This window comes from Buttiauxella sp. AC142 (assembly GCF_979253435.1).
On the sequence record NZ_CEEDCH010000001.1, the window covers coordinates 26,725 to 47,457 of the forward strand.

At 51.7% G+C, this 20,733-nt stretch carries 19 protein-coding genes; 16 read left to right on the forward strand and 3 right to left on the reverse strand.

From position 1 onward, the window contains the following. Window positions 1–115 precede the first annotated feature (115 nt). The 5 genes from malK (at window position 116) to ubiA (ending at window position 5,229) form a co-directional block, all read left to right on the forward strand. On the forward strand, window positions 116–1,225 hold the full coding sequence (malK, locus tag AC0IWZ_RS00115; protein WP_034456987.1) for a maltose/maltodextrin ABC transporter ATP-binding protein MalK: 1,110 nt from the start codon (window positions 116–118) through the stop codon (window positions 1,223–1,225). Between the two features lie 45 nt (window positions 1,226–1,270). Then, window positions 1,271–2,581, forward strand: a complete 1,311-nt coding sequence (locus AC0IWZ_RS00120; RefSeq protein ID WP_034492393.1) for a maltoporin — start codon at window positions 1,271–1,273, stop codon at window positions 2,579–2,581. A 145-nt stretch (window positions 2,582–2,726) separates the two neighbouring features. After that, the gene (gene malM, locus AC0IWZ_RS00125) at window positions 2,727–3,674 is read left to right on the forward strand and encodes a maltose operon protein MalM (protein ID WP_471678437.1); all 948 of its coding nucleotides are present in this window, start codon (window positions 2,727–2,729) and stop codon (window positions 3,672–3,674) included. Between the two features lie 173 nt (window positions 3,675–3,847). After that, the gene (gene ubiC / locus AC0IWZ_RS00130) at window positions 3,848–4,357 is read left to right on the forward strand and encodes a chorismate lyase (protein ID WP_034492397.1); all 510 of its coding nucleotides are present in this window, start codon (window positions 3,848–3,850) and stop codon (window positions 4,355–4,357) included. Then, window positions 4,357–5,229 (forward strand): 4-hydroxybenzoate octaprenyltransferase, encoded by an 873-nt coding sequence (gene ubiA, locus AC0IWZ_RS00135; protein WP_034492399.1) that lies wholly within the window; start codon window positions 4,357–4,359, stop codon window positions 5,227–5,229. Before ubiC ends, ubiA begins: the two co-directional genes overlap by 1 nt. An 89-nt stretch (window positions 5,230–5,318) precedes the next feature. Here ubiA and plsB read toward each other — a convergent pair whose 3' ends face one another. Beyond that, window positions 5,319–7,748 (reverse strand): glycerol-3-phosphate 1-O-acyltransferase PlsB, encoded by a 2,430-nt coding sequence (plsB, locus tag AC0IWZ_RS00140; RefSeq protein ID WP_259268608.1) that lies wholly within the window; start codon window positions 7,746–7,748, stop codon window positions 5,319–5,321. A gap of 126 nt (window positions 7,749–7,874) precedes the next feature. On the opposite strand from plsB, the gene AC0IWZ_RS00145 reads away from it, so the two are divergent. The 4 genes from AC0IWZ_RS00145 (at window position 7,875) to AC0IWZ_RS00160 (ending at window position 10,732) form a co-directional block, all read left to right on the forward strand. Continuing rightward, on the forward strand, window positions 7,875–8,243 hold the full coding sequence (locus tag AC0IWZ_RS00145; protein ID WP_034492402.1) for a diacylglycerol kinase: 369 nt from the start codon (window positions 7,875–7,877) through the stop codon (window positions 8,241–8,243). Window positions 8,244–8,351: 108 nt separating this feature from the next. Beyond that, entirely contained in the window at window positions 8,352–8,960 is a 609-nt protein-coding gene (gene lexA / locus AC0IWZ_RS00150; protein WP_034492403.1) for a transcriptional repressor LexA, read from the forward strand. Window positions 8,961–9,033: 73 nt separating this feature from the next. After that, complete coding sequence (dinF, locus tag AC0IWZ_RS00155) at window positions 9,034–10,365, forward strand: MATE family efflux transporter DinF (RefSeq protein WP_034492404.1); 1,332 nt, start codon at window positions 9,034–9,036, stop codon at window positions 10,363–10,365. Window positions 10,366–10,522: 157 nt separating this feature from the next. Then, window positions 10,523–10,732 (forward strand): CsbD family protein, encoded by a 210-nt coding sequence (locus tag AC0IWZ_RS00160; RefSeq protein WP_034492637.1) that lies wholly within the window; start codon window positions 10,523–10,525, stop codon window positions 10,730–10,732. Window positions 10,733–10,794: 62 nt separating this feature from the next. On the opposite strand, the gene zur is transcribed toward AC0IWZ_RS00160, so the two are convergent. Next, a complete protein-coding gene (zur, locus tag AC0IWZ_RS00165; RefSeq protein WP_034492406.1) occupies window positions 10,795–11,310 on the reverse strand; it encodes a zinc uptake transcriptional repressor Zur in 516 nt (171 codons plus the stop codon). Window positions 11,311–11,419: 109 nt separating this feature from the next. Between zur and AC0IWZ_RS00170 the strand changes: the two genes are divergently transcribed. The 3 genes from AC0IWZ_RS00170 (at window position 11,420) to dusA (ending at window position 14,492) form a co-directional block, all read left to right on the forward strand. Next, complete coding sequence (locus AC0IWZ_RS00170; protein ID WP_034492408.1) at window positions 11,420–11,923, forward strand: cupin domain-containing protein; 504 nt, start codon at window positions 11,420–11,422, stop codon at window positions 11,921–11,923. A gap of 168 nt (window positions 11,924–12,091) precedes the next feature. Further along, on the forward strand, window positions 12,092–13,399 hold the full coding sequence (locus tag AC0IWZ_RS00175; RefSeq protein ID WP_471678436.1) for a conjugal transfer protein TraF: 1,308 nt from the start codon (window positions 12,092–12,094) through the stop codon (window positions 13,397–13,399). A 94-nt stretch (window positions 13,400–13,493) separates the two neighbouring features. After that, window positions 13,494–14,492 (forward strand): tRNA dihydrouridine(20/20a) synthase DusA, encoded by a 999-nt coding sequence (gene dusA, locus AC0IWZ_RS00180; protein ID WP_471678435.1) that lies wholly within the window; start codon window positions 13,494–13,496, stop codon window positions 14,490–14,492. A 214-nt stretch (window positions 14,493–14,706) separates the two neighbouring features. Here the strand turns inward: dusA and AC0IWZ_RS00185 are convergent, their stop codons facing one another. Continuing rightward, entirely contained in the window at window positions 14,707–15,690 is a 984-nt protein-coding gene (locus tag AC0IWZ_RS00185) for an NADPH:quinone reductase (RefSeq protein ID WP_471678434.1), read from the reverse strand. A gap of 78 nt (window positions 15,691–15,768) precedes the next feature. On the opposite strand from AC0IWZ_RS00185, the gene dnaB reads away from it, so the two are divergent. The 4 genes from dnaB (at window position 15,769) to aphA (ending at window position 20,562) form a co-directional block, all read left to right on the forward strand. Beyond that, entirely contained in the window at window positions 15,769–17,175 is a 1,407-nt protein-coding gene (gene dnaB / locus AC0IWZ_RS00190) for a replicative DNA helicase (RefSeq protein ID WP_034492420.1), read from the forward strand. Window positions 17,176–17,345: 170 nt separating this feature from the next. Then, entirely contained in the window at window positions 17,346–18,425 is a 1,080-nt protein-coding gene (gene alr / locus AC0IWZ_RS00195; RefSeq protein ID WP_471678433.1) for an alanine racemase, read from the forward strand. A 59-nt stretch (window positions 18,426–18,484) separates the two neighbouring features. Further along, window positions 18,485–19,678 carry an aromatic amino acid transaminase gene (tyrB, locus tag AC0IWZ_RS00200; RefSeq protein WP_471678432.1) on the forward strand — a complete coding sequence of 398 codons (1,194 nt, stop codon included), beginning with the start codon at window positions 18,485–18,487 and terminating at the stop codon, window positions 19,676–19,678. Between the two features lie 170 nt (window positions 19,679–19,848). After that, window positions 19,849–20,562, forward strand: coding sequence for an acid phosphatase AphA (gene aphA, locus AC0IWZ_RS00205; RefSeq protein ID WP_471678431.1), 714 nt, complete (start codon window positions 19,849–19,851; stop codon window positions 20,560–20,562). Window positions 20,563–20,733 lie beyond the last annotated feature (171 nt).

The window sequence follows — 20,733 nt, forward strand, 5'->3', positions numbered from 1 at the left end:
TCCCCCATAAAAAACAGCAGGGTGGAGGATTCACGGAATGTATGAATCCGTCATAGTCCGACACATCTTGAATCACCTGCCACTCAGCAGCGTGACGGAATGAAGGGAGAAGTACATGGCAAGCGTACAGCTACGGAACGTAACAAAAGCCTGGGGTGACGTGGTGGTATCGAAAGATATCAACCTGAACATTCAGGAAGGTGAGTTCGTGGTTTTTGTTGGACCGTCAGGCTGCGGTAAATCCACTTTGTTGCGCATGATTGCGGGGCTGGAAACTATCACCAGCGGTGATTTGTTTATCGGTGACACTCGCATGAATGACATTCCGCCCGCTGAACGCGGCGTCGGTATGGTGTTCCAGTCTTATGCTCTTTATCCCCATCTTTCTGTTGCTGAGAACATGTCCTTCGGGTTGAAACTCGCGGGCGCGAAGAAAAGTGATATCAATCAGCGTGTCACCCAGGTTTCAGAAACTTTGCAACTGGGTCATTTATTAGAACGTCGCCCGAAAGCACTTTCTGGTGGGCAGCGTCAGCGAGTAGCTATTGGCCGTACGCTGGTGGCTGAACCGCGTGTATTCCTGCTTGATGAACCTCTTTCAAACCTTGATGCGGCACTGCGGGTGCAGATGCGCATTGAGATTTCCCGACTGCATAAGCGCCTCGGGCGCACCATGATTTACGTCACCCACGACCAGGTTGAAGCGATGACGCTTGCCGACAAAATTGTGGTGCTGGACGCCGGGCGTGTCGCGCAGGTCGGCAAACCGCTCGAGCTGTATCACTACCCGGCTGACCGTTTTGTTGCGGGCTTTATCGGCTCGCCAAAAATGAACTTCCTGCCGGTGAAAGTCACCGCCACGGCTATCGATCAAGTGCAGGTTGAATTACCGAACCGTCAGCAAGTCTGGCTGCCGGTTGAAAGCAAAGAAGTTCAGGTCGGCGCAAACATGTCTCTGGGGATTCGCCCGGAGCATCTGCTGCCAAGCGACATCGCTGACGTGACCCTTGAAGGTGAAGTTCAGGTTGTCGAGCAGCTCGGCCATGAAACTCAGATTCATATTCAAATCCCCGCCATCCGTCAGAACCTGGTGTACCGCCAGAATGACGTGGTGTTGGTAAAAGAGGGTGCCACATTCGCTATTGGCTTGCCGCCAGAGCGTTGCCATCTGTTCCGTGAGGATGGCACTGCTTGTCGTCGGCTGCATCAAGAGCCAGGTGTTTAAGCACTCCCATAAAAAAGAAAAGCAATGATCTCAGGAGATAGAACGATGATTACTCTGCGCAAACTCCCACTGGCAGTCGCCGTAGCAGCAGGCGTTATGTCTGTTCAGGCAATGGCAGTGGATTTCCACGGTTATGCCCGTTCTGGTATTGGCTGGACCGGCAGCGGCGGCACACAGGAATGTTTCCAGGCAACTGGTGCTCAATCTAAATACCGTCTTGGTAACGAATGTGAAACCTATGCGGAATTAAAACTGGGCCAGGAAGTGTGGAAAGAAGGCGACAAGAGCTTCTATTTCGATACTAACGTGGCGTACTCCGTTGCTCAGGATAATGACTGGGAAGCAACTAGCCCGGCATTCCGTGAAGCAAACGTGCAGGGTAAAAACCTGATTGATGCACTGCCAGGCGCCAACATGTGGGCCGGTAAGCGTTTCTATCAACGTCATGACGTACACATGATCGACTTCTACTACTGGGATATTTCAGGTCCTGGTGCGGGTCTTGAAAACATCGACGTTGGCGTGGGTAAACTGTCCTTCGCAGCGACTCGTTCTTCTGAATCAGGCGGCTCGGCTGCATTCAATGATTTCAATGCTGATGGTTCTCGTAACTACAGCAATAAAGTACCAAACGATGTATTTGACGTGCGTTGGGCGGGGATCGAAACCAACCCTGGCGGTACTTTAGAACTGGGTGTTGATTACGGTCACACTAACATTCCTGACGATTATTACCTGCAGCCTGGCGCATCTAAAGATGGCTGGATGGGGACAATCGAACACACCCAAAGCATGATGAAAGGCTACAACAAATTTGTCGTCCAGTACGCAACTGATTCCATGACCTCGCAAGGTAAAGGTCAGGCGCAGGGCGGTTCTCTGAACAACGATGGCAGCATGATTCGTGTTATCGATCACGGTGCGATTACTCTGGCTGACCGCTGGGATCTGATGTACGTCGGTATGTATCAGAACCTGGATATGGATGATAACCAGGGGACTGAATGGTACACCATCGGTGTTCGTCCAATGTTCAAATGGACGCCTATCATGAGTACCCTGCTGGAAGTGGGCTACGACAACGTGAAATCCCAGGAAACTGGCGATCATAATGGTCAATACAAAATTACCCTGGCACAACAATGGCAGGCAGGCGACAGCATCTGGTCCCGTCCGGCACTGCGTGTCTTCGCAACCTACGCGAAGTGGGATGAGAAATGGGGTTACGCTAAAGATGCCAACGGCGACTCAACTCGCTTTGCTATCGCTGATTCTACCGGCAACGGTACGTTCTCTACCAGCCGTGGCGACAACGACGAGTTCTCCTTCGGTGCCCAGATGGAAATCTGGTGGTAATACAGCAGTAGCTTAAAGTAAGAAGTGATAAGGGGCTCGCCACTGAACCCCTTGTTATTACCCTTGTATGCCAATGCTTGTTTCAGGTGGAAAGGGCTATTGCCTGGCCAACTTTCCACCGACTTTCCATTCGAGGTTTATAACAATGAAAATGAAAAAAAGTCTCCTCGCACTCTGCCTTTCCGCAGGGCTGCTCGCCAGCATTCCCGCAGTGAGCCTGGCTGATGTGAATATCGTTCCACAAGACATTTCTGCGGCGCCAGCAGTGCCGAGTTCAGCGTTACAACAGCTACAGTGGACGCCCGTCGATCAATCAAAAACATTAACCACCACACTGGCTACCAGTGGTCAGAGCCTGAGCGCAGGTGATATTACTGGCCCGGTCGCGGCTTATAGTGTGCCTGCAAATATTGGTGAATTGACCATCACGCTCACTAGTGAAATCAGTAAAAACACGGTATTTGCGCCGAACGTACTGGTTCTTGACCAGAATATGACGCCCGCGGCTTATTTCCCGTCAAGCTACTTTACCTACCAGGAACCGGGCGTGATGTCCGCCGATCGCCTGGAAGGGACGATTAAGCTGACGCCAGCATTGGGGCAGCAAAAACTCTATTTGTTAGTGTTCACCACCAACAAAGACACACAGCAAACCACCAAAATGCTCGACCCGGCAAAAGCCTATGCAAAAGGCACGGGTAACGCTGTACCGGATATTCCAGACCCGATTGCCCGCCATACCACCGACGGTCTCTTGAAAGTGAAAGTCAAAACCTCTTCAAACTCCAGCATTCTGGTTGGGCCGTTATTTGGTTCATCAGGCCCAGGCCCGGTTACTGTGGGTAATACCGCAGCGCCAGCCGCAACCTACGTTGCCCCGGTAGCCGTTGCCGCACCAGTAGCGGCACCCACGCCAGCCAAGAAATCTGAGCCAGTGCTAAGTGACACAGAAACGTACTTCAACCAGGCAATCAAAGATGCCGTAGCGAAAGGCGATGTAGACAAAGCCCTGAAACTGCTCGACGAAGCTGAACGCCTGGGATCGACGACTGCCCGTAAAACTTTTATCAGCAGTGTAAAAGGCAAGGGGTGACCGTCTCCCCGCAGTGCTGATGTTTGAGGTTTGGTGCGCCTGCGGGCGCACCTTTTTTCCTTCTTCATCCTTCAAGTTGACTCGGCGTTGTTAAACGCTTGTTGTGCTTTTCCTGCCCCGCTATACCTATTCTGCGTTACAATGATTTTCGGTTTTGTTTCGGAGAAATTCACATGTCTGACGCGCTTTCGCCACTGCGCGCCTTACGCTTTGAGGCTACGATCCCCGAGGGGCTGAGTGCATCGCTTCTTGACTGGTTGTTGCTTGAAGATTCAATGACCAAGCGCTTTGAACAATATTGCTCGCGTGTCAGCGTGCGTATTGTGCGTGAAGGTTTTTTCGATTCGCGTGCCGATATTCCTGAAGCTGATTTGCTGCCTGAAGCCAAACGTTACTGGTTGCGTGAAATCATGCTCTGCGGCGATGATGAACCCTGGCTTTTAGGGCGTACCATCGTTCCTGAATCTACCCTCGAGGGGCCAGAGCTTGCATTGCAGCAACTCGGAACCACACCTCTTGGGCGTTACCTGTTTAGTGCATCTTCCCTGACACGGGATTTCATTGAGATTGGCCGCAATGAGGAGCTGTGGGGGCGTCGTTCCCGCCTGAGATTAGCCGGAAAACCATTAGTGTTGACCGAGCTGTTTCTCCCCGCATCCCCGCTGTATGTAGAGGAAAAATAATGGAGTGGAGTCTGAAACAGGGCAAATGGCAGGCCTATCAACGCCTGATGCGGCTTGATAAGCCGATTGGCTCGCTTTTATTGCTATGGCCCACGTTATGGGCGTTGTGGTTAGCGACACCGGGTGTGCCGCCGCTGACCATTTTATGTGTGTTCATCGCTGGCGTCTGGATGATGCGAGCTGCGGGCTGCGTGGTAAACGACTACGCCGATCGTAAATTTGATGGGCATGTCAAACGCACTGCGCACCGGCCACTGCCTAGTGGGGCAGTCAGCGAGAAAGAAGCACGCATCTTATTTGCTGTGTTGGTTCTGCTGTCGTTTTTACTGGTGCTGACACTCAATACCATGACAATTTTGTTATCGGTAGCGGGGCTGGCATTAGCCTGGGTTTACCCGTTTATGAAACGCTATACCCACCTGCCACAGGTGGTGTTAGGTGCGGCATTCGGTTGGTCAATTCCAATGGCATTTGCGGCGGTGAGTGAATCTGTACCGCTGAGTTGCTGGCTGATGTTTTTGACCAATATCTGCTGGGCCGTGGCTTACGACACGCAATACGCGATGGTCGATCGCGATGATGATTTAAAAATTGGCATTAAATCCACGGCGATACTGTTCGGGCGCTATGACAATCTGATCATCGGCATTTTGCAGATTACAGTGATGGTACTGCTGGCGGTGATTGGCTGGCTGAACGGGTTGGGTGGAGCGTTTTACTGGTCGATTGCTCTGGCGGGCGCGCTATTTATCCATCAACAACGTCTGACTGCGAACCGCGATCGCGACGCCTGTTTCCGCGCATTCCTGAATAATAACTACGTTGGGCTGGTGTTGTTTATTGGTCTGGTGCTGAGTTACCTGCACTTCTAAAACATGTCCCTCATCCGGCCTTCTCCCCAAGGGAGAAGGAGAAAACCGGGCAATACCCTCTCCTGTGGGAGAGGGTTAGGGTGAGGGCATTACTCAGTCGCAGCCTGCGACGTCGCACTTTCAATCGTCAAACGCACATCCGGCATGATCAGCTCTGCCAGCATCTGGTAGACCTTCATGGTTTCGGTTGGCTCCGCATCTCCGGTATCGCTGATATAGCCTTCATCACGCAGGGTTAACACCAGCGAGGTGAACACGGCTTTATCAAAGAACTCCGGTGCGTTAATACCATGCAAAACAGACAAGCGCTGGGCAACGGTGCGGCTTTCGCGCTCCAGTGTCCCGCGGTTGATGGATGGATTAGCGCTCAACAGCCAGAAAGTAATCGCATAACGTTGCAGCGTTTCACGAACACCCGCAGCCAGAAGCTGCATAGTGCGTGAACGAGCCGGGTTAATCAGCACTTCATCACCCGCAAGAGTAATCAGTTCCTGACGAACCATCTCATTGAGCAGCGCATCCATTTCACTGACAAGCTGCGCCTTCTCCCAGCGCAGGAAAAGCTCAGCTTTCAGCATCGGGTAGAGTAATTCGACCTGACGCAGAAGCTCTCCGCGTGAAATGTGGCGATGCTGCGTGATAATCGCGGCCAGTAGAGAAGGCAACACCAACATATGCAAAATGTTGTTACGGTAATAAGTCATCAGTACCGCCTGCTCACGCGGCAGAATGATGATGTCACCGATAGTATCTTTCTCTACTTCAAACTTGTTCATTTGCAACGCGTGTTCAATCAGCGCTTCTGCTGGCTGGTCTGGCGTGGTCGCATCTGGTGAATACGGCACATTACGCAACAGGCTCAGGTAGCAGTTGAGCTGCTCGGTCAATTGTTCACGAGTAAGTGAACGCTGACGCGAAGCGAGTAATGCGGTACAACACAGGTTCATGGCATTTGCCGCCCCTGCATTGTTGATACGCACCATCAGCTCGGCAGCAATTTCATTGACCGTTGGCGTCAGCCACGCCGGGCGAATCGCTTCGATTGGATCGATTGAATCACGCCACTCAGGAACACGTTGATTGAGGAATGTCATCAACGGCATCGGTTCGCCGAAGTTCACATAGCCCTGGCCGAGATTACGCAGCTTGCTCAGCCCGCGCACCATCTGCATAAAGCTCTCTTTCTCTTTGGTCGCTCCACGCAGTTCTTTGGCGTAAGTCCCCACTTCCATTACATGCTCGTAGCCAATGTAAATTGGCACCAATGTAATTGGACGAGTACCACCGCGCAGCATGGCCTGAATGGTCATCGACAGCGTGCCGGTTTTCGGATCAAGCAAACGCCCGGTACGGGAACGCCCACCTTCCACAAAATATTCAACGGAATAGCCACGGCTAAACAGCTCGCCAAGATATTCACGGAACACGGTGGAATAGAGTTTGCTGCCTTTAAAGGTACGGCGAATAAAGAACGCTCCCAGGCGACGGAAAATCGGGCCTGCTGGCCAGAAATTCAGGTTGATACCCGCCGCGATGTGCGGAGGAACTAGCCCCTGGTGATAAAGCACGTAAGACAGCAGCATGTAGTCCATGTGGCTGCGGTGGCAGGGCACATAGACAATCTCATGGCCGTCATGAGCCAGTTGGCGCACACGCTCAGCGTTGTGAACGTTAATGCCCTGGTACAAACGGTTCCACGTCAGTCCTAACACGCGGTCGGTCAAACGAACGGCTTCATAAGAGAAGTTGGCGGCAATCTCTTCCATCAGCGCGACAGCATTTTGCTGTGCTTTTTCATGGGAGATTTTCTTGCTACGCGCTTCGTCTTCTACCGCGCGAGCGATAGCTTTTGATGCCAGAAGTTTGTTAAACAGATCCTGACGCACCGGCAGACGCGGGCCAACAGTCGCTAAACGCTGGCGAGCGAAGTGCATACGTGCCACTCGCGCCAGTTTCTGAGCGATTTTTTTATCTGTGCCGTGATCGGTTGCCATCTGGCGCAGCGAAACCGGTGCGGAAAAACGCACAAAGCTGTCGCGCCCAAGCCAGGAGACGGCGAAGAATTTTTGAATGCCGTTGAGCATTCTTAATGGCGGATTCACTTCGCCTTTTTCGCGCCCCGGTGAACGGCCAAACATGACCGAAACAGGCACCATCTGCACGTCCAGATTTGGATTGCTACGGTGTAAATCGAGGTAATCATGGAACAGCTTGATCGACTCTTCTTTCGGCGTGTAATAAGTGAATACACGCGGCCCACCATGGATAAAGACATAGCGCGGCAGCACCGCTCCGTCGATTTCTAACGGCTCGAGAGGGTCGGGCAAGTTATGCGCGAGGCATTGAGCGCGCAGCGTTAATAAGTCCGCCTTTGAGTTATAGGGCAGCACGTACATTATTGGACGTGTGGGATCTAAGCCCAGTTCGGCTTGTGGATCTGCCGGAATAGACTTGCTCTTTACCAGAACGCCTAATGGTAAATTAAGTAATTTGTAGTAGATTCTTGGCCAGCCTGACATAAACGATGTAAAGCCTCAGGTTAATGATGCAAATTCGCCGCAAGAATATCAGAATCTGACCCAGATTTCTGTGGCGTTATAATTTTGACAAGCATTGATGCAAATAATTTGAAAAGGTTGCCCAAAATGGCGAGTAGTACCACTGGACTTACCCGTATTATCAAAGCTGCAGGCTATTCATGGAAAGGGCTAAAAGCGGCCTGGATCAACGAAGCTGCTTTCCGCCAGGAGGGCGTTTCGGCTGTCATCGCCATTGCTATTGCCTGCTGGTTAGATGTTGACCCTATTACCCGTATTTTACTGATTGGTTCAGTGGTGTTGGTGATGATTGTCGAAATCCTCAATAGCGCTATTGAGGCCCTCGTTGACCGTGTTGGTACTGACTATCACGAGCTTTCCGGGCGAGCAAAAGATATGGGCTCAGCCGCTGTATTAATCGCCATTATCCTTGCAGTAATTACCTGGGTCACGCTGCTTTGGCAGCATTTGCGATAGTCTTTCCAGAATAGTTAAGTGCCTGGTTTTTTGCTCAATTTGTGGTTCCAAATTCGCCTTTAACTGTATATACTCACAGCATAACTGTATAAACACCCAGGGGGCGGAATGAAAGCGTTAACTACCAGGCAGCAAGAGGTGTTTGATCTTATTCGGGATCATATCAGCCAGACCGGCATGCCACCGACACGTGCCGAGATTGCTCAACGTCTGGGGTTCCGTTCTCCGAACGCTGCTGAAGAACATTTAAAAGCTCTCGCCCGTAAAGGCGTGATTGAGATTGTTTCCGGCGCTTCGCGTGGCATTCGTTTGCTGGTGGAAGAGATCACTGGTATCCCGCTGGTTGGGCGCGTCGCTGCGGGTGAACCACTCCTTGCGCAGCAGCATATCGAAGGCCATTACCAGGTAGATCCTTCATTGTTCAAACCGAATGCCGACTTCCTGCTGCGCGTCAGCGGGATGTCTATGAAAGACATCGGTATTATGGACGGTGATTTACTGGCGGTGCATAAAACTCAGGATGTGCGTAACGGCCAGGTTGTGGTTGCGCGCATTGATGATGAAGTGACCGTTAAACGTTTGAAACAGCAAGGGAATACCGTTCATCTGCTGCCAGAAAACAGCGAATTCGAGCCGATAGTGGTTGACCTGCGCGAGCATAACTTCTCGATTGAAGGGCTGGCTGTTGGGGTTATTCGCAACGGCGACTGGCTGTAAAATCTCTTTAGGTGATGCGTATTTAAGTACGCATCACTGTCTTAATTCTCTTTGATCTCCTTCAGGAGAGGTCATGCAATTATTCTCCACAGCGGATCGTGCGCTCTGGCGCCTCGCTTTACCCATGATTTTCTCCAACATTACCGTCCCGCTGCTTGGCCTTGTCGATACGGCTGTTATTGGTCATCTGGATAGTCCTGTTTATCTCGGTGGTGTCGCGATTGGAGCGACGGCAACCAGCTTCCTGTTTATGTTATTGCTCTTTCTGCGCATGAGTACCACCGGCTTAACCGCCCAGGCCTTTGGCGCAAACAACCCCTCCGCTTTAGCTCGCGCACTGGTTCAGCCTTTATTGCTGGCACTCGGAGCGGGTATTGCCATTGTCTTGCTGCGCGAACCACTAATCTCGCTGGCTCTGCGTATTGTCGGCGGTAATCAGGACGTGCTCTTTCAGGCGCAACGTTTTCTTGAGATTCGTTGGTTAAGCGCCCCGGCCTCCCTGGCTAATTTGGTCTTGCTCGGCTGGTTGCTGGGCGTTCAATACGCACGCGCGCCGGTTATTTTGTTAGTGGTCGGTAACGTTCTGAATATTGTGCTCGACGTGTGGCTGGTGATGGGGCTGCATATGAATGTTCAGGGGGCGGCACTCGCTACTGTCACGGCTGAATACGCCACATTTATCATCGGCTTGCTCATGGTGAAAAAGGTCATGGGCCTGCGTGGAATCAGTGGTGAAATGCTCAAACAGGCGTGGCGCGGTAATGTTCGGCGTTTGTTGGCGCTTAACCGCGACATCATGCTCCGCTCGCTGTTATTACAGATCTGTTTTGCCTCCGTGACCATCTTTGGCGCGCGTTTGGGTAGCGAAATCGTCGCGGTGAATGCGGTACTAATGACGTTGCTGACCTTCACCGCTTACGCGCTCGATGGTTTTGCTTATGCCGTTGAGGCACATTCCGGGCAGGCTTATGGGGCAAAAAATCGGGGGCAATTACTCGAAGTCTGGGGGGCTGCATGTCGCCAGGCCGGTTTAGTCGCACTGGCATTCGCCGCCGTTTATGCCTTATTGGGTGAGCAAATTGTTTCCCTTTTGACCTCAATTGCTGAGCTGCAACGGCAAGCGGATATCTATTTGTATTGGCAGATAATTTTACCCGTTGTCGGCGTGTGGTGCTATTTGCTCGATGGCATGTTTATAGGCGCAACTCGAGGGACTGAAATGCGCAATAGCATGGCTGTCGCGGCGTTGGGCTTTGGCCTGTCGATGTTTACCGTACCGTATTTAGGCAACCACGGGTTGTGGCTTTCGTTAGCTGTATTCCTTGCGCTAAGAGGTTTGTCGCTGGGATGGATCTGGCGTCGCCACTGGCAGAAAAATACCTGGTTTAACAATGTTCAAGATTAAGCCGTTAGGTTAAACATTCTTAGTTTTCCCCATACCACCATATCCTTGACTACAATTATTCCCACGTCCAGCAGAAACAGGGTGTCAGCCAAACGGAAGCACCCGGACGATGGTAATTTTTGTTAGTAATTTTTCACCGAACGATGAGGATATTATTATGAATAAAGACGAAATCGGCGGTAACTGGAAACAGTTCAAAGGCACAGTAAAAGAGAAATGGGGCAAACTGACTGACGATGATATGACCGTCATTGAAGGGAAGCGCGATCAGCTTGTCGGCAAAATCCAGGAACGTTATGGATATGAAAAGGATAAGGCAGAGGAAGAAGTCGTTGATTGGGAAACTCGCAACAAATACCGTTGGTAATTAGTTTCCCTCAGATGTGTTAACTCTCAGCCCTGCCCAGGTACACGGACGTACCCATACCCCTAACGCGACTTCTTCTTTGACTGAATCGAATGGTCATGCCCACAGGCTTCCGGGTGGCTACACGCTTCAACCTCCGCACAAGCACTGCATAATCCATGCGCCTCAATAACATTATGATGCAGAGCAAAGCCTAACTCGGCTGCCAACTGCTGCATAATATCTTCTACGCCTTCCGCACCCTGTTCTTTCACCGCGCCACATCGGTCGCAGATAAACATGGCTGATGAGTGAGTCGGTTGATCAAAAAGATGGCATAAAACATAGCTGTTGGTTGACTCTACACGGTGTACAAAACCTTGTTCGAGAAGAAAATCGAGCGCACGATACACCGTCGGGGGTTTAGCTTGCGGTTCGCTGGCACGCAGTAAATCCAGCAAATCATAAGCGCTGATTGCACCTGCCTGCTGTGTCAGCAAACGCAGTACTTCAAGGCGTTGTGGCGTCAGGCGCACATTACGCTGCTCGCATAGTTTTTCAGCCTGCGCTAACACGTTTTGTGAAGTCGTGATGTCCATCAGCATTCCCCTGTAGATTAGCCCTACACTTTACCACAATGCGTAAAAAACGCCGAATGGTGCGCCATTCTGGTCAAATCCTTTTGAGATGACTATCCCGGAGTTTGTTATGAATAAACCTGATTGCATTCGCCACTGGAAAGAACTGGAAGGTGAAGATGATTCAACCTATCCCGATAGCACTGAATTATTTTCCATTGGCGCACCGCTGGCTCGTAAACTGGGTTTAACACGCCTGGGAATACATCATGAACGCTTGTTGCCTGGCCGCCGGACTTCTTATCCGCACGCCGAAAGCAGTGAAGAAGAGTTTGCTTATGTCCTGGAAGGGCATCCGCAAGTGTGGATTAACGGGCACCTCTATGCGCTGGAACCTGGAGATAGTGTCGGCTTCCCGGCAGGGACAGGCGTTTGCCATACTTTTATTAATAACACCGAACATGAAGTGCGACTGCTGATTGTCGGCGAAGCCAATAAAGCGGAAAACAGAATTTACTACCCCTTAAACCCCTCTTATGCAGCACAACGTAAAGATCGCTGGATTGACCATCCACCGCAATTCTTTGGTCAGCACGATGGTCTGCCTTCCCGAAAAACGAACGGTAAACTATAAATAAGTCTGCAAAGGAATTTTGAACCGATAATCCTGATGGATAGAAACAGGATTTCTATGGGCGAAACAGCTCACTTTTTAGCTTTTTATTCACAGCAATAGTCTGCCTGCGTTCAGTCATAACTGGCGGGGGCTAGTTATTACAACTGATCAACAGACGAGCGGTGAATGAAAAAAATTAAAACTTTGGTGGCGCTTAGCGCTGCATCTTTATTTGTGGCAAATCCGGTCTTCGCGGCTGGTACCTGGGCTGAAGCACGTAGTGATGCAATGGGGGGCACGGGTGTTGCCTCCGGAAGTTACGGAAGTGGTGTTCTCACCAACCCCGCCTTGCTGGCAAAAGCAAAGCAGGATGATACGGTAACGGTAATTCTGCCTGCGGTCAGCGGTCAAATTACTGATAAAGATAACCTGCAGGATCAGATTGATGAAATTAGCGATACGGTCGATCAATACAAAAACGTTTTCGACAATCTTACCCTGCAGGATATCCTTTTAAATCCAAATGGATCGCTCAATCAGCTTCAGGGGGCGGCGGGCGATCTGGCTGGTGAACTAAACGATCTGAAAGGGAAAACCGCAAACGCTAAAGCGGGGGCGAGCATCGCAGTCAGTATTCCGAATGACGTGCTTTCGGTGGCATTTGTTGCAAAAGCTTATGCGCGTGCGCACGTCAGTTCCTCTATTGATCAACAAGATATTGATTACCTCAACGGCATCGCTAATTCTAATGTTGTTGCAGGTGGCGTGGCGTTGGACGCCGCTATTAACGGCTCCGATGCTATTACCAGCCAGCTGAACTCCACCGCCTCAGGCCGCGCCGCTATTGTCTCCGACTATGGCGTGGCGCTGGCGAAACAGTTTGATCTTGGTGGCGTACCGGTCTCTTTTGGCATCACGCCAAAGCTGCAAAAAACCTGGTTATACAACTACACCACGTCGATCTATTCCTACGACAGCAACGACTGGAAAAATAGCCGCTATCGTAATGACGACACGGGTTTCAACGTCGATGCGGGCATGGCAGCCGATTTTGGCGAAAACTGGACGGTAGGTTTGAGCGGCCAGAACCTGGTTTCGCGTGACATTGATACCAAAGACATCTTGATCACCAATGGCAGAACCGGCGAGACGGTCAACTACAAAGACACTTACCAAATTCGTCCGTTAGTGACCGCAGGTGTCTCCTGGCATAACGACCTCATTACCCTTAGCGCCGATGGCGATCTCACCGAAACCAAAGGCTTCAAAAGCGAAGAAGACTCGCAGTACGTTGGGGTCGGTGCTGAAATTACGCCGCTGTCATGGCTTGCGGTGCGGGCGGGCTATCGCGCAGATGTTAAAGCAAACGATAGCAACGTCTTTACCGGCGGTGTTGGCTTCGCGCCCTTTAATCGCGTGCATGTCGATTTAATGGGGCTGTACGGCGAGGACCAGACCTGGGGTGCAGGCGCACAGCTTAGCGTCACCTTCTGATAAAAATAGCCGTCGGGACGAGCGGGTGTCCCGACGCTGCTTTATGCTATAGTACCGACCCTTTTTTAACCGTAGCCCGTAAACGCCAGTGCCTATGTCCTCACAAATCAGCCACACTCCTTTCCAGCCACATCGTTTTTCTATTGCACCGATGCTCGACTGGACCGATCGCCACTGCCGTTATTTCTTGCGTCAGTTATCAAGCCAGACACTGCTGTACACCGAAATGGTGACCACCGGTGCGATTATTCACGGCAAAGGGGATTATCTGGCGTACAGCGAAGACGAGCATCCCATCGCTTTGCAATTAGGCGGAAGTGACCCGGCCGCGCTGGCACAATGCGCGAAACTGGCTGAAGAACGTGGCTACGATGAAATTAACCTGAACGTCGGTTGCCCGTCTGATCGGGTGCAAAACGGTATGTTCGGCGCATGTCTGATGGCGGATGCTCAGCGCGTTGCTGATTGCATTAAAGCGATGCGCGACGTGGTATCTATCCCTGTCACCGTCAAAACGCGTATCGGCATTGATGACCAGGACAGTTACGAATTTTTGTGTGATTTTATCGGTACGGTTGCCGGGAAGGGCGAATGTGAAATGTTCATCATTCATGCCCGTAAAGCCTGGCTTTCGGGTTTAAGCCCGAAGGAAAACCGTGAAATTCCACCGCTGGATTACCCCCGTGTTTACCAGTTGAAGCGTGATTTTCCGCATTTAACGATGTCGATTAACGGCGGTATCAAATCGCTGGAAGAAGCGAAAGCGCATCTCGAACATATGGATGGCGTGATGGTTGGGCGCGAAGCCTATCAAAACCCAGGCCTGCTGACGGCGGTTGATCGTGAGATTTTTGGCATTGACTCGCAAGAAGTCGACACCGTTGCGGCGGTTCGCGCCATGTACCCGTACATCGAGCGTGAACTGGCAAACGGCACTTACTTAGGCCATGTCACTCGCCATATGCTCGGTCTGTTCCAGGGGATCCCCGGTGCGCGCCAGTGGCGTCGTTACCTGAGCGAAAACGCCCATAAAGCGGGTGCCGGAATTGATGTTGTAGAACATGCACTGTCATTGGTTGCCGACAAACGCTAGGTTTTGTTTGTAATAACCCGGCAGATTGCTCAGGTATTGCGGAGTTGATCACAACCTCGCATCTTTCTGGCTAAGTTTGCGGGTCGTGGGATATCAATTATTTACCAAACCTGACATTATTAACGGGTTGCGAAAATACGAATTCATCGCGCTGTACCCTACATACCGTGCGAACAAAAAAAGAATGGGCTTCCCTCGGGAGGCCCAAATTCTTTTATGGAATCAGTAAACTAGAGCCTTGTGTGCTGCGACTCTCCAGCGTTGTATGAGCCAGAGCGGCATCGCTCAAGGCAAACTTCTGGTTATCAGACACATCGACTTTTATCACGCCGCTGGCAATCAACGAGAACAGTTCGTTGCAGGCTTCCTCAAGCTCTTCACGCGTGGTCACGTAACCATTTAGTGACGGACGAGTAACATACAGCGAGCCTTTCTGGTTCAAAATGCCCAGATTCACACCCGTAACCGGGCCGGAGGAGTTGCCAAAACTCACCATCAAACCCTGGCGCTGAAGACAATCCAGCGATGATTCCCAGGTATCTTTCCCAACCGAGTCATAAACCACCGCCACTTTTTTGCCGCCGGTAATCTCTTTTACCCGCTCGACAAGATTCTCTTCACGATAGTTAATGGTCTGCCAGGCGCCGGCTTGTTTGGCGCTTTCTGCTTTTTGCGCAGAGCCGACCGTACCGATTAATTTGGCACCCAACGCTTTCGCCCATTGGCATGCGATCAGCCCAACGCCACCGGCCGCAGCATGGAATAAGAAAACTTCATTGGGTTTGATATCGTAGGTTTTACGCAGCAGATAATAGACCGTGAGACCCTTGAGGAACGACGCGGCAGCTTGCTCAAAAGAGATAGCATCAGGAAGTTTTGCGGCTTTATCGGCGGGCACATTATGCACGCTGCTGTAAGCGCCAAGTCCTGACTGCGCATACACCACGCGGTCGCCGACTTTAAGATGTGTTACCGCACTGCCAACTTTAGTCACGACCCCTGCAGCTTCTGTACCGAGGCCGCTGGGTAGCATCGGCGGTGGGTATAAACCGCTGCGAATGTATGTATCAATGTAGTTGATACCAATCGCTTTATTCTCAACTTGCACTTCGTGCTCTGCGGGGGCCGTTGGGGTGAATTCCGCGACTTTTAGCACTTCAGGCCCGCCGTGTTGACTAAATTCAATGCGTGTTGCCATGAGAACTCCTTCTGTTTCCTCGGAGGGAGATAGAGTAAACTCTCGTCTCTCTTATCTGATTTTGGTAACTCCCTCACTATGGCAGGAAATAAACCCTTCAACAAACCGAAAGAACCCCGCGATCGTCAGATGGAAGGGCTGAAAATGCCGCCACATTCTCTGGAAGCGGAGCAGTCGGTGTTGGGCGGTTTAATGCTGGACAACGAACGCTGGGATAACGTTTCTGAGCGCGTCGTGGCTAACGATTTTTTCAGCCGTCCACACCGCATGATCTTCACCGAGATGCAGCGTTTGCTCGAAATGAGCAAGCCCATCGATCTGATCACGCTTTCTGAATCTCTTGAACTTCAGGGCAATCTGGAAAGCGTTGGCGGTTTCGCCTATCTGGCCGAATTATCAAAAAACACGCCAAGTGCGGCGAACATTAGCGCTTACGCCGATATCGTGCGTGAACGTGCCGTAGTTCGTGAAATGATTTCTGTGGCGAATGAAATCGCCGATGCCGGTTACGACCCGCAAGGGCGCACCAGCGAAGACTTGCTCGACCTCGCCGAATCCCGCGTGTTCCAGATTGCTGAGAGCCGCGCGAATAAAGACGAAGGGCCAAAAAGTATCGACCAAATCCTCGAAGCGACAGTCTCGCGTATCGAAACGCTTTACCAGACGCCGCACGATGGCGTAACAGGCGTGGATACGGGCTACCAGGATTTGAACAAGAAAACAGCAGGTCTGCAAAAATCGGATCTGATCATCGTGGCGGCGCGTCCGTCGATGGGTAAAACCACGTTTGCGATGAACTTGTGCGAAAACGCCGCGATGTTGCAGGAAAAACCGGTGCTAATTTTCAGCCTCGAGATGCCCGGCGAACAAATCATGATGCGTATGCTGGCGTCGCTGTCACGCGTTGACCAGACCAAAATCCGTACCGGTCAGCTCGATGATGAAGACTGGGCGCGAATTTCCAGCACCATGGGCATCTTGCTTGAAAAACGCAACATGTACATTGATGACTCATCCGGCCTGACGCCAACGGAAGTGCGTTCACGTGCGCGCCGTATCTACCGCGAACATGGCGGCCTGAGCCTGATCATGATCGACTACCTGCAATTGATGCGTGTGCCGTCGCTGTCTGATAACCGTACGCTGGAAATCGCCGAGATTTCGCGCTCGCTCAAAGCGTTGGCAAAAGAGCTACAGGTGCCGGTGGTGGCGCTCTCGCAGCTTAACCGTTCTTTGGAGCAACGTGCTGATAAACGCCCGGTCAACTCCGACTTGCGTGAATCCGGCTCTATCGAGCAGGATGCCGACTTGATTATGTTTATCTATCGTGACGAAGTTTATAACGACAACAGTGACGAGAAAGGCATCGCGCAAATCATCCTCGGCAAGCAGCGTAACGGCCCAATCGGTACCGTGCGCCTGACGTTTAACGGGCAGTTCTCGCGCTTCGATAACTATGCTGGTCCTCAATACGACGAAGATTAAATCCTCGTTATCCTTCACGCTGCAAGTGCGTTGGCTGCACTCGCTTACCCCAATCGCTTACTTGTGTAAGCTCATGGGGATTCACGAGTTTGCCGCCTTCTTGCAGCCCGAATGATTTAGAGGATTTGGGCATTCCAATTCCATATACAAAAATTTCGCAAGGAACGAACATGCAAGCGGCAACCGTAAAAATTAACCGCCGCGCTCTGCGACACAACCTGCAACGTCTGCGCGAACTGGCTCCAGCCAGCCGTATGGTGGCGGTTGTGAAAGCAAACGCATACGGGCATGGTCTGCTGGAGACGGCCCTTACCCTGACTGATGCCGATGCTTTCGGCGTTGCCCGTCTTGAAGAAGGTGTTCGGTTGCGTGCAGGGGGAATTACCCAGCCCATTCTGCTGCTCGAAGGTTTCTTCAATGCAAGCGACCTGCCGACGATTGCCGGGCAGAATTTCCAGACTGCCGTCCACTGTATTGAACAGCTCGAAGCGCTGGAGCAGGCCGAGTTAAGCCATCCGATTACCGTGTGGATGAAGCTGGATACCGGCATGCACCGCTTGGGCATCTTGCCTGAAGAAGCAGAAGCCTTTTATCAGCGCCTTTGCCGCTGTAAAAACGTCAGCCAGCCGGTAAATATCGTTAGTCATTTTGCGCGGGCTGATGAGCCGGAATCTGACGCCACGCTGCGCCAGCTCGATATTTTCAATTCATTTACCGCAGGCAAACCAGGGGAGCGTTCCATTGGCGCATCTGGCGGCATCCTGTTGTGGCCGGACTCGCATCTGGACTGGGTTCGCCCTGGCATTATCTTGTACGGCGTTTCTCCGCTGGAGCAAAAACCGTGGGGCACGGATTTTGGTTTTCAGCCGGTGATGTCTCTCACTTCCAGCCTGATTGCCGTTCGCGAACACAAAGCGGGTGAAGCGGTAGGTTACGGCGGCACCTGGATTGCGCAGCGCGATACCCGCCTGGGTGTGGTGGCAATTGGCTACGGCGACGGTTATCCACGCGCAGCACCATCCGGTACGCCAGTCCTGGTGAATGGCCGCGAAGTGCCGATTGTCGGGCGTGTTGCCATGGACATGATTTGTGTCGATCTTGGCCCGAACTCAGCAGAAAAAGTGGGCGATAGCGTGGTGATGTGGGGCGATAACCTGCCGGTCGAACGCATTGCGGAAATCACAAAAGTGAGTGCTTACGAACTTATCACGCGCCTGACTTCAAGGGTGGCGATGGAGTATCTGGACTAGTTGTCCTTCCCTGGTTTACATTGGTTGTCCGCGACACTGTAAACCAGGAGAACCTCACCGTGTTTCAAAAAGTTGACGCCTATGCTGGCGACCCAATCCTTTCCCTTATGGAACGTTTCAAAGTTGATCCGCGTAGCGACAAGGTAAACCTCAGCATTGGCCTCTATTACGACGAAAATGGGGTCATCCCGCAGTTACAGGCTGTCGCTCAGGCAGAAGAACGTCTGAATTCTCAACCACATGGCGCGTCGATTTACCTGCCGATGGAAGGCCTGAATACCTACCGCAGCGCGATTGCTCCGTTGCTGTTTGGGGCAGATCACCCGGCTTTGCTCGAAGGGCGTATCGCGACGATTCAAACACTTGGCGGCTCTGGTGCGTTAAAAGTCGGTGCGGATTTCCTGAAAACTTATTTCCCAAATTCCCAGGTCTGGGTCAGTGACCCGACCTGGGAAAACCATGTCGCCATCTTTGGCGGTGCTGGTTTTGAAGTGAACACTTATCCATGGTTCGATTCTGAAACCAATGGCGTGCGCTTCGAGGCATTGCTGGAAACACTGAACATTCTGCCTGCGCAAAGCATCGTGCTGCTGCATCCTTGCTGCCATAACCCGACCGGCTCTGACCTGACTGATGCGCAGTGGGATGTGGTGGTCGAAATCCTCAAAGCTCGCGAACTGATTCCTTTCCTCGACATCGCCTATCAGGGCTTTGGCGCAGGCATGGAACAAGACGCTTACGCCATTCGCGCTATTGCCAGCGCGGGTCTTCCGGCATTGGTCAGCAACTCATTCTCGAAGATTTTCTCGCTATATGGCGAGCGTGTCGGCGGACTGTCGGTTGTGTGTGAAAACGCCGAAACCGCAAGCCGTGTATTGGGCCAATTGAAAGCCACCGTGCGCCGAAACTACTCCAGCCCGCCAAACTTTGGCGCGCAGGTTGTGGCTTTGGTGCTCAATGACGAACAACTGAAAGCCAACTGGCTGGCGGAAGTCGAAACCATGCGTCGCCGTATTCTCGATATGCGCCAGGCACTGGTGTCTGTTCTGAAAGCTGAAATGCCAGACCGCAACTTTGACTACCTGCTGCAACAACGCGGGATGTTCAGCTACACCGGTTTGAGCGCGGAACAGGTTGACCGCCTGCGTGATGAGTTTGGTGTCTATCTGATTGCCAGCGGACGCATGTGTGTTGCCGGGTTGAACAGCAACAACGTGCAGCGCGTAGCGCAGGCGTTTGCCGCAGTAATGTAAGTACTCACTTACTTTTTTCCCAAAAAGGCGATGTGTGATCATCGCCTTTTTCTATGACAAATCTTGAAAAAAACCTTTCTCTGGCGCTTAGGCCTCGGTATTGTCGATCTGATTTTTGACCACTTGTTCCGATTTATAATCATAAAAATTAACGAGAAAGAGGGAAAATAATGCGTAAGCTAACGATGGCACTGAGTGCCGCGTGTTTGTTACTTGGATTGAATCAGTCTGCTCTCGCAAAAGAATCAGCTCCCGCTCCACTGAATCCTGGCGTCACTGTTGCGCAACTGGCGCAGCAAGTACCTGTGCACTGGGTGTCGGTCGCACAAATCGAAAATAGCCTGTCAGGGCGTGCGCCGATGGCGGTAGGTTTTGATATCGACGACACGGTTCTGTTCTCAAGCCCTGGCTTCTATCGCGGGCAAAAAGAGTATTCACCAGGTAAACAGGATTACCTGAAAAACCCTGCGTTCTGGGAAAAAATGAACAACGGCTGGGATGATTTCAGCATGCCAAAAGAGGTGGCGAAAAACCTGATAGCCATGCACCTGAAACGCGGCGACAGCATTTACTTCGTCACCGGCCGCAGCCCGACTAAAACAGAAACCGTGACTAAAACGCTGCAAAATGATTTCAAGATCCCGCAGGCCAGCGTGAACCCGGTTATCTTCGCGGGCGACCAGCCAGGGCAAAACACCAAAACGCAGTGGCTGAAAGATAAGAAAATCAAAGTGTTTTACGGCGATTCAGACGGTGATATTACTGCCGCGCAGGATGTAGGCGCGCGCGGTATTCGTCTGTTACGTGCTTCTAACTCCAGCTATCAGCCATTGCCAAAAGCAGGGGCATTTGGCGAAGAGGTTATCGTTAACTCCGAATACTAATTTTACCCGTCATACTTCAAGCCGCAGGCGCGTTGGCTACACTCACTCACCCCAGTCACTTACTTTAGTAAGTGACTGGGGTGAGTTCACTTGCCGCCTTTCTTCAGCTCGAATTATTTAGGGTAAAATCGGTTTTAATGACGCTACACCCATCCCGCTGCCGTTTTTTTC

Bases quoted from the DNA above. Each gene is read 5' to 3' on its own strand.
- dinF (WP_034492404.1), top strand. From the start codon at position 9,034: ATGCAATTATTCTCCACAGCGGATCGTGCGCTCTGGCGCCTCGCTTTA.
- AC0IWZ_RS00185 (WP_471678434.1), bottom strand. From the start codon at position 15,690: ATGGCAACACGCATTGAATTTAGTCAACACGGCGGGCCTGAAGTGCTA.
- aphA (WP_471678431.1), top strand. From the start codon at position 19,849: ATGCGTAAGCTAACGATGGCACTGAGTGCCGCGTGTTTGTTACTTGGA.
- malM (WP_471678437.1), top strand. From the start codon at position 2,727: ATGAAAATGAAAAAAAGTCTCCTCGCACTCTGCCTTTCCGCAGGGCTG.
- alr (WP_471678433.1), top strand. From the start codon at position 17,346: ATGCAAGCGGCAACCGTAAAAATTAACCGCCGCGCTCTGCGACACAAC.
- lexA (WP_034492403.1), top strand. From the start codon at position 8,352: ATGAAAGCGTTAACTACCAGGCAGCAAGAGGTGTTTGATCTTATTCGG.
- ubiA (WP_034492399.1), top strand. From the start codon at position 4,357: ATGGAGTGGAGTCTGAAACAGGGCAAATGGCAGGCCTATCAACGCCTG.
- AC0IWZ_RS00120 (WP_034492393.1), top strand. From the start codon at position 1,271: ATGATTACTCTGCGCAAACTCCCACTGGCAGTCGCCGTAGCAGCAGGC.
- zur (WP_034492406.1), bottom strand. From the start codon at position 11,310: ATGGACATCACGACTTCACAAAACGTGTTAGCGCAGGCTGAAAAACTA.
- dusA (WP_471678435.1), top strand. From the start codon at position 13,494: ATGTCCTCACAAATCAGCCACACTCCTTTCCAGCCACATCGTTTTTCT.
- malK (WP_034456987.1), top strand. From the start codon at position 116: ATGGCAAGCGTACAGCTACGGAACGTAACAAAAGCCTGGGGTGACGTG.
- plsB (WP_259268608.1), bottom strand. From the start codon at position 7,748: ATGTCAGGCTGGCCAAGAATCTACTACAAATTACTTAATTTACCATTA.
- AC0IWZ_RS00175 (WP_471678436.1), top strand. From the start codon at position 12,092: ATGAAAAAAATTAAAACTTTGGTGGCGCTTAGCGCTGCATCTTTATTT.
- ubiC (WP_034492397.1), top strand. From the start codon at position 3,848: ATGTCTGACGCGCTTTCGCCACTGCGCGCCTTACGCTTTGAGGCTACG.
- AC0IWZ_RS00170 (WP_034492408.1), top strand. From the start codon at position 11,420: ATGAATAAACCTGATTGCATTCGCCACTGGAAAGAACTGGAAGGTGAA.
- dnaB (WP_034492420.1), top strand. From the start codon at position 15,769: ATGGCAGGAAATAAACCCTTCAACAAACCGAAAGAACCCCGCGATCGT.
- AC0IWZ_RS00145 (WP_034492402.1), top strand. From the start codon at position 7,875: ATGGCGAGTAGTACCACTGGACTTACCCGTATTATCAAAGCTGCAGGC.
- AC0IWZ_RS00160 (WP_034492637.1), top strand. From the start codon at position 10,523: ATGAATAAAGACGAAATCGGCGGTAACTGGAAACAGTTCAAAGGCACA.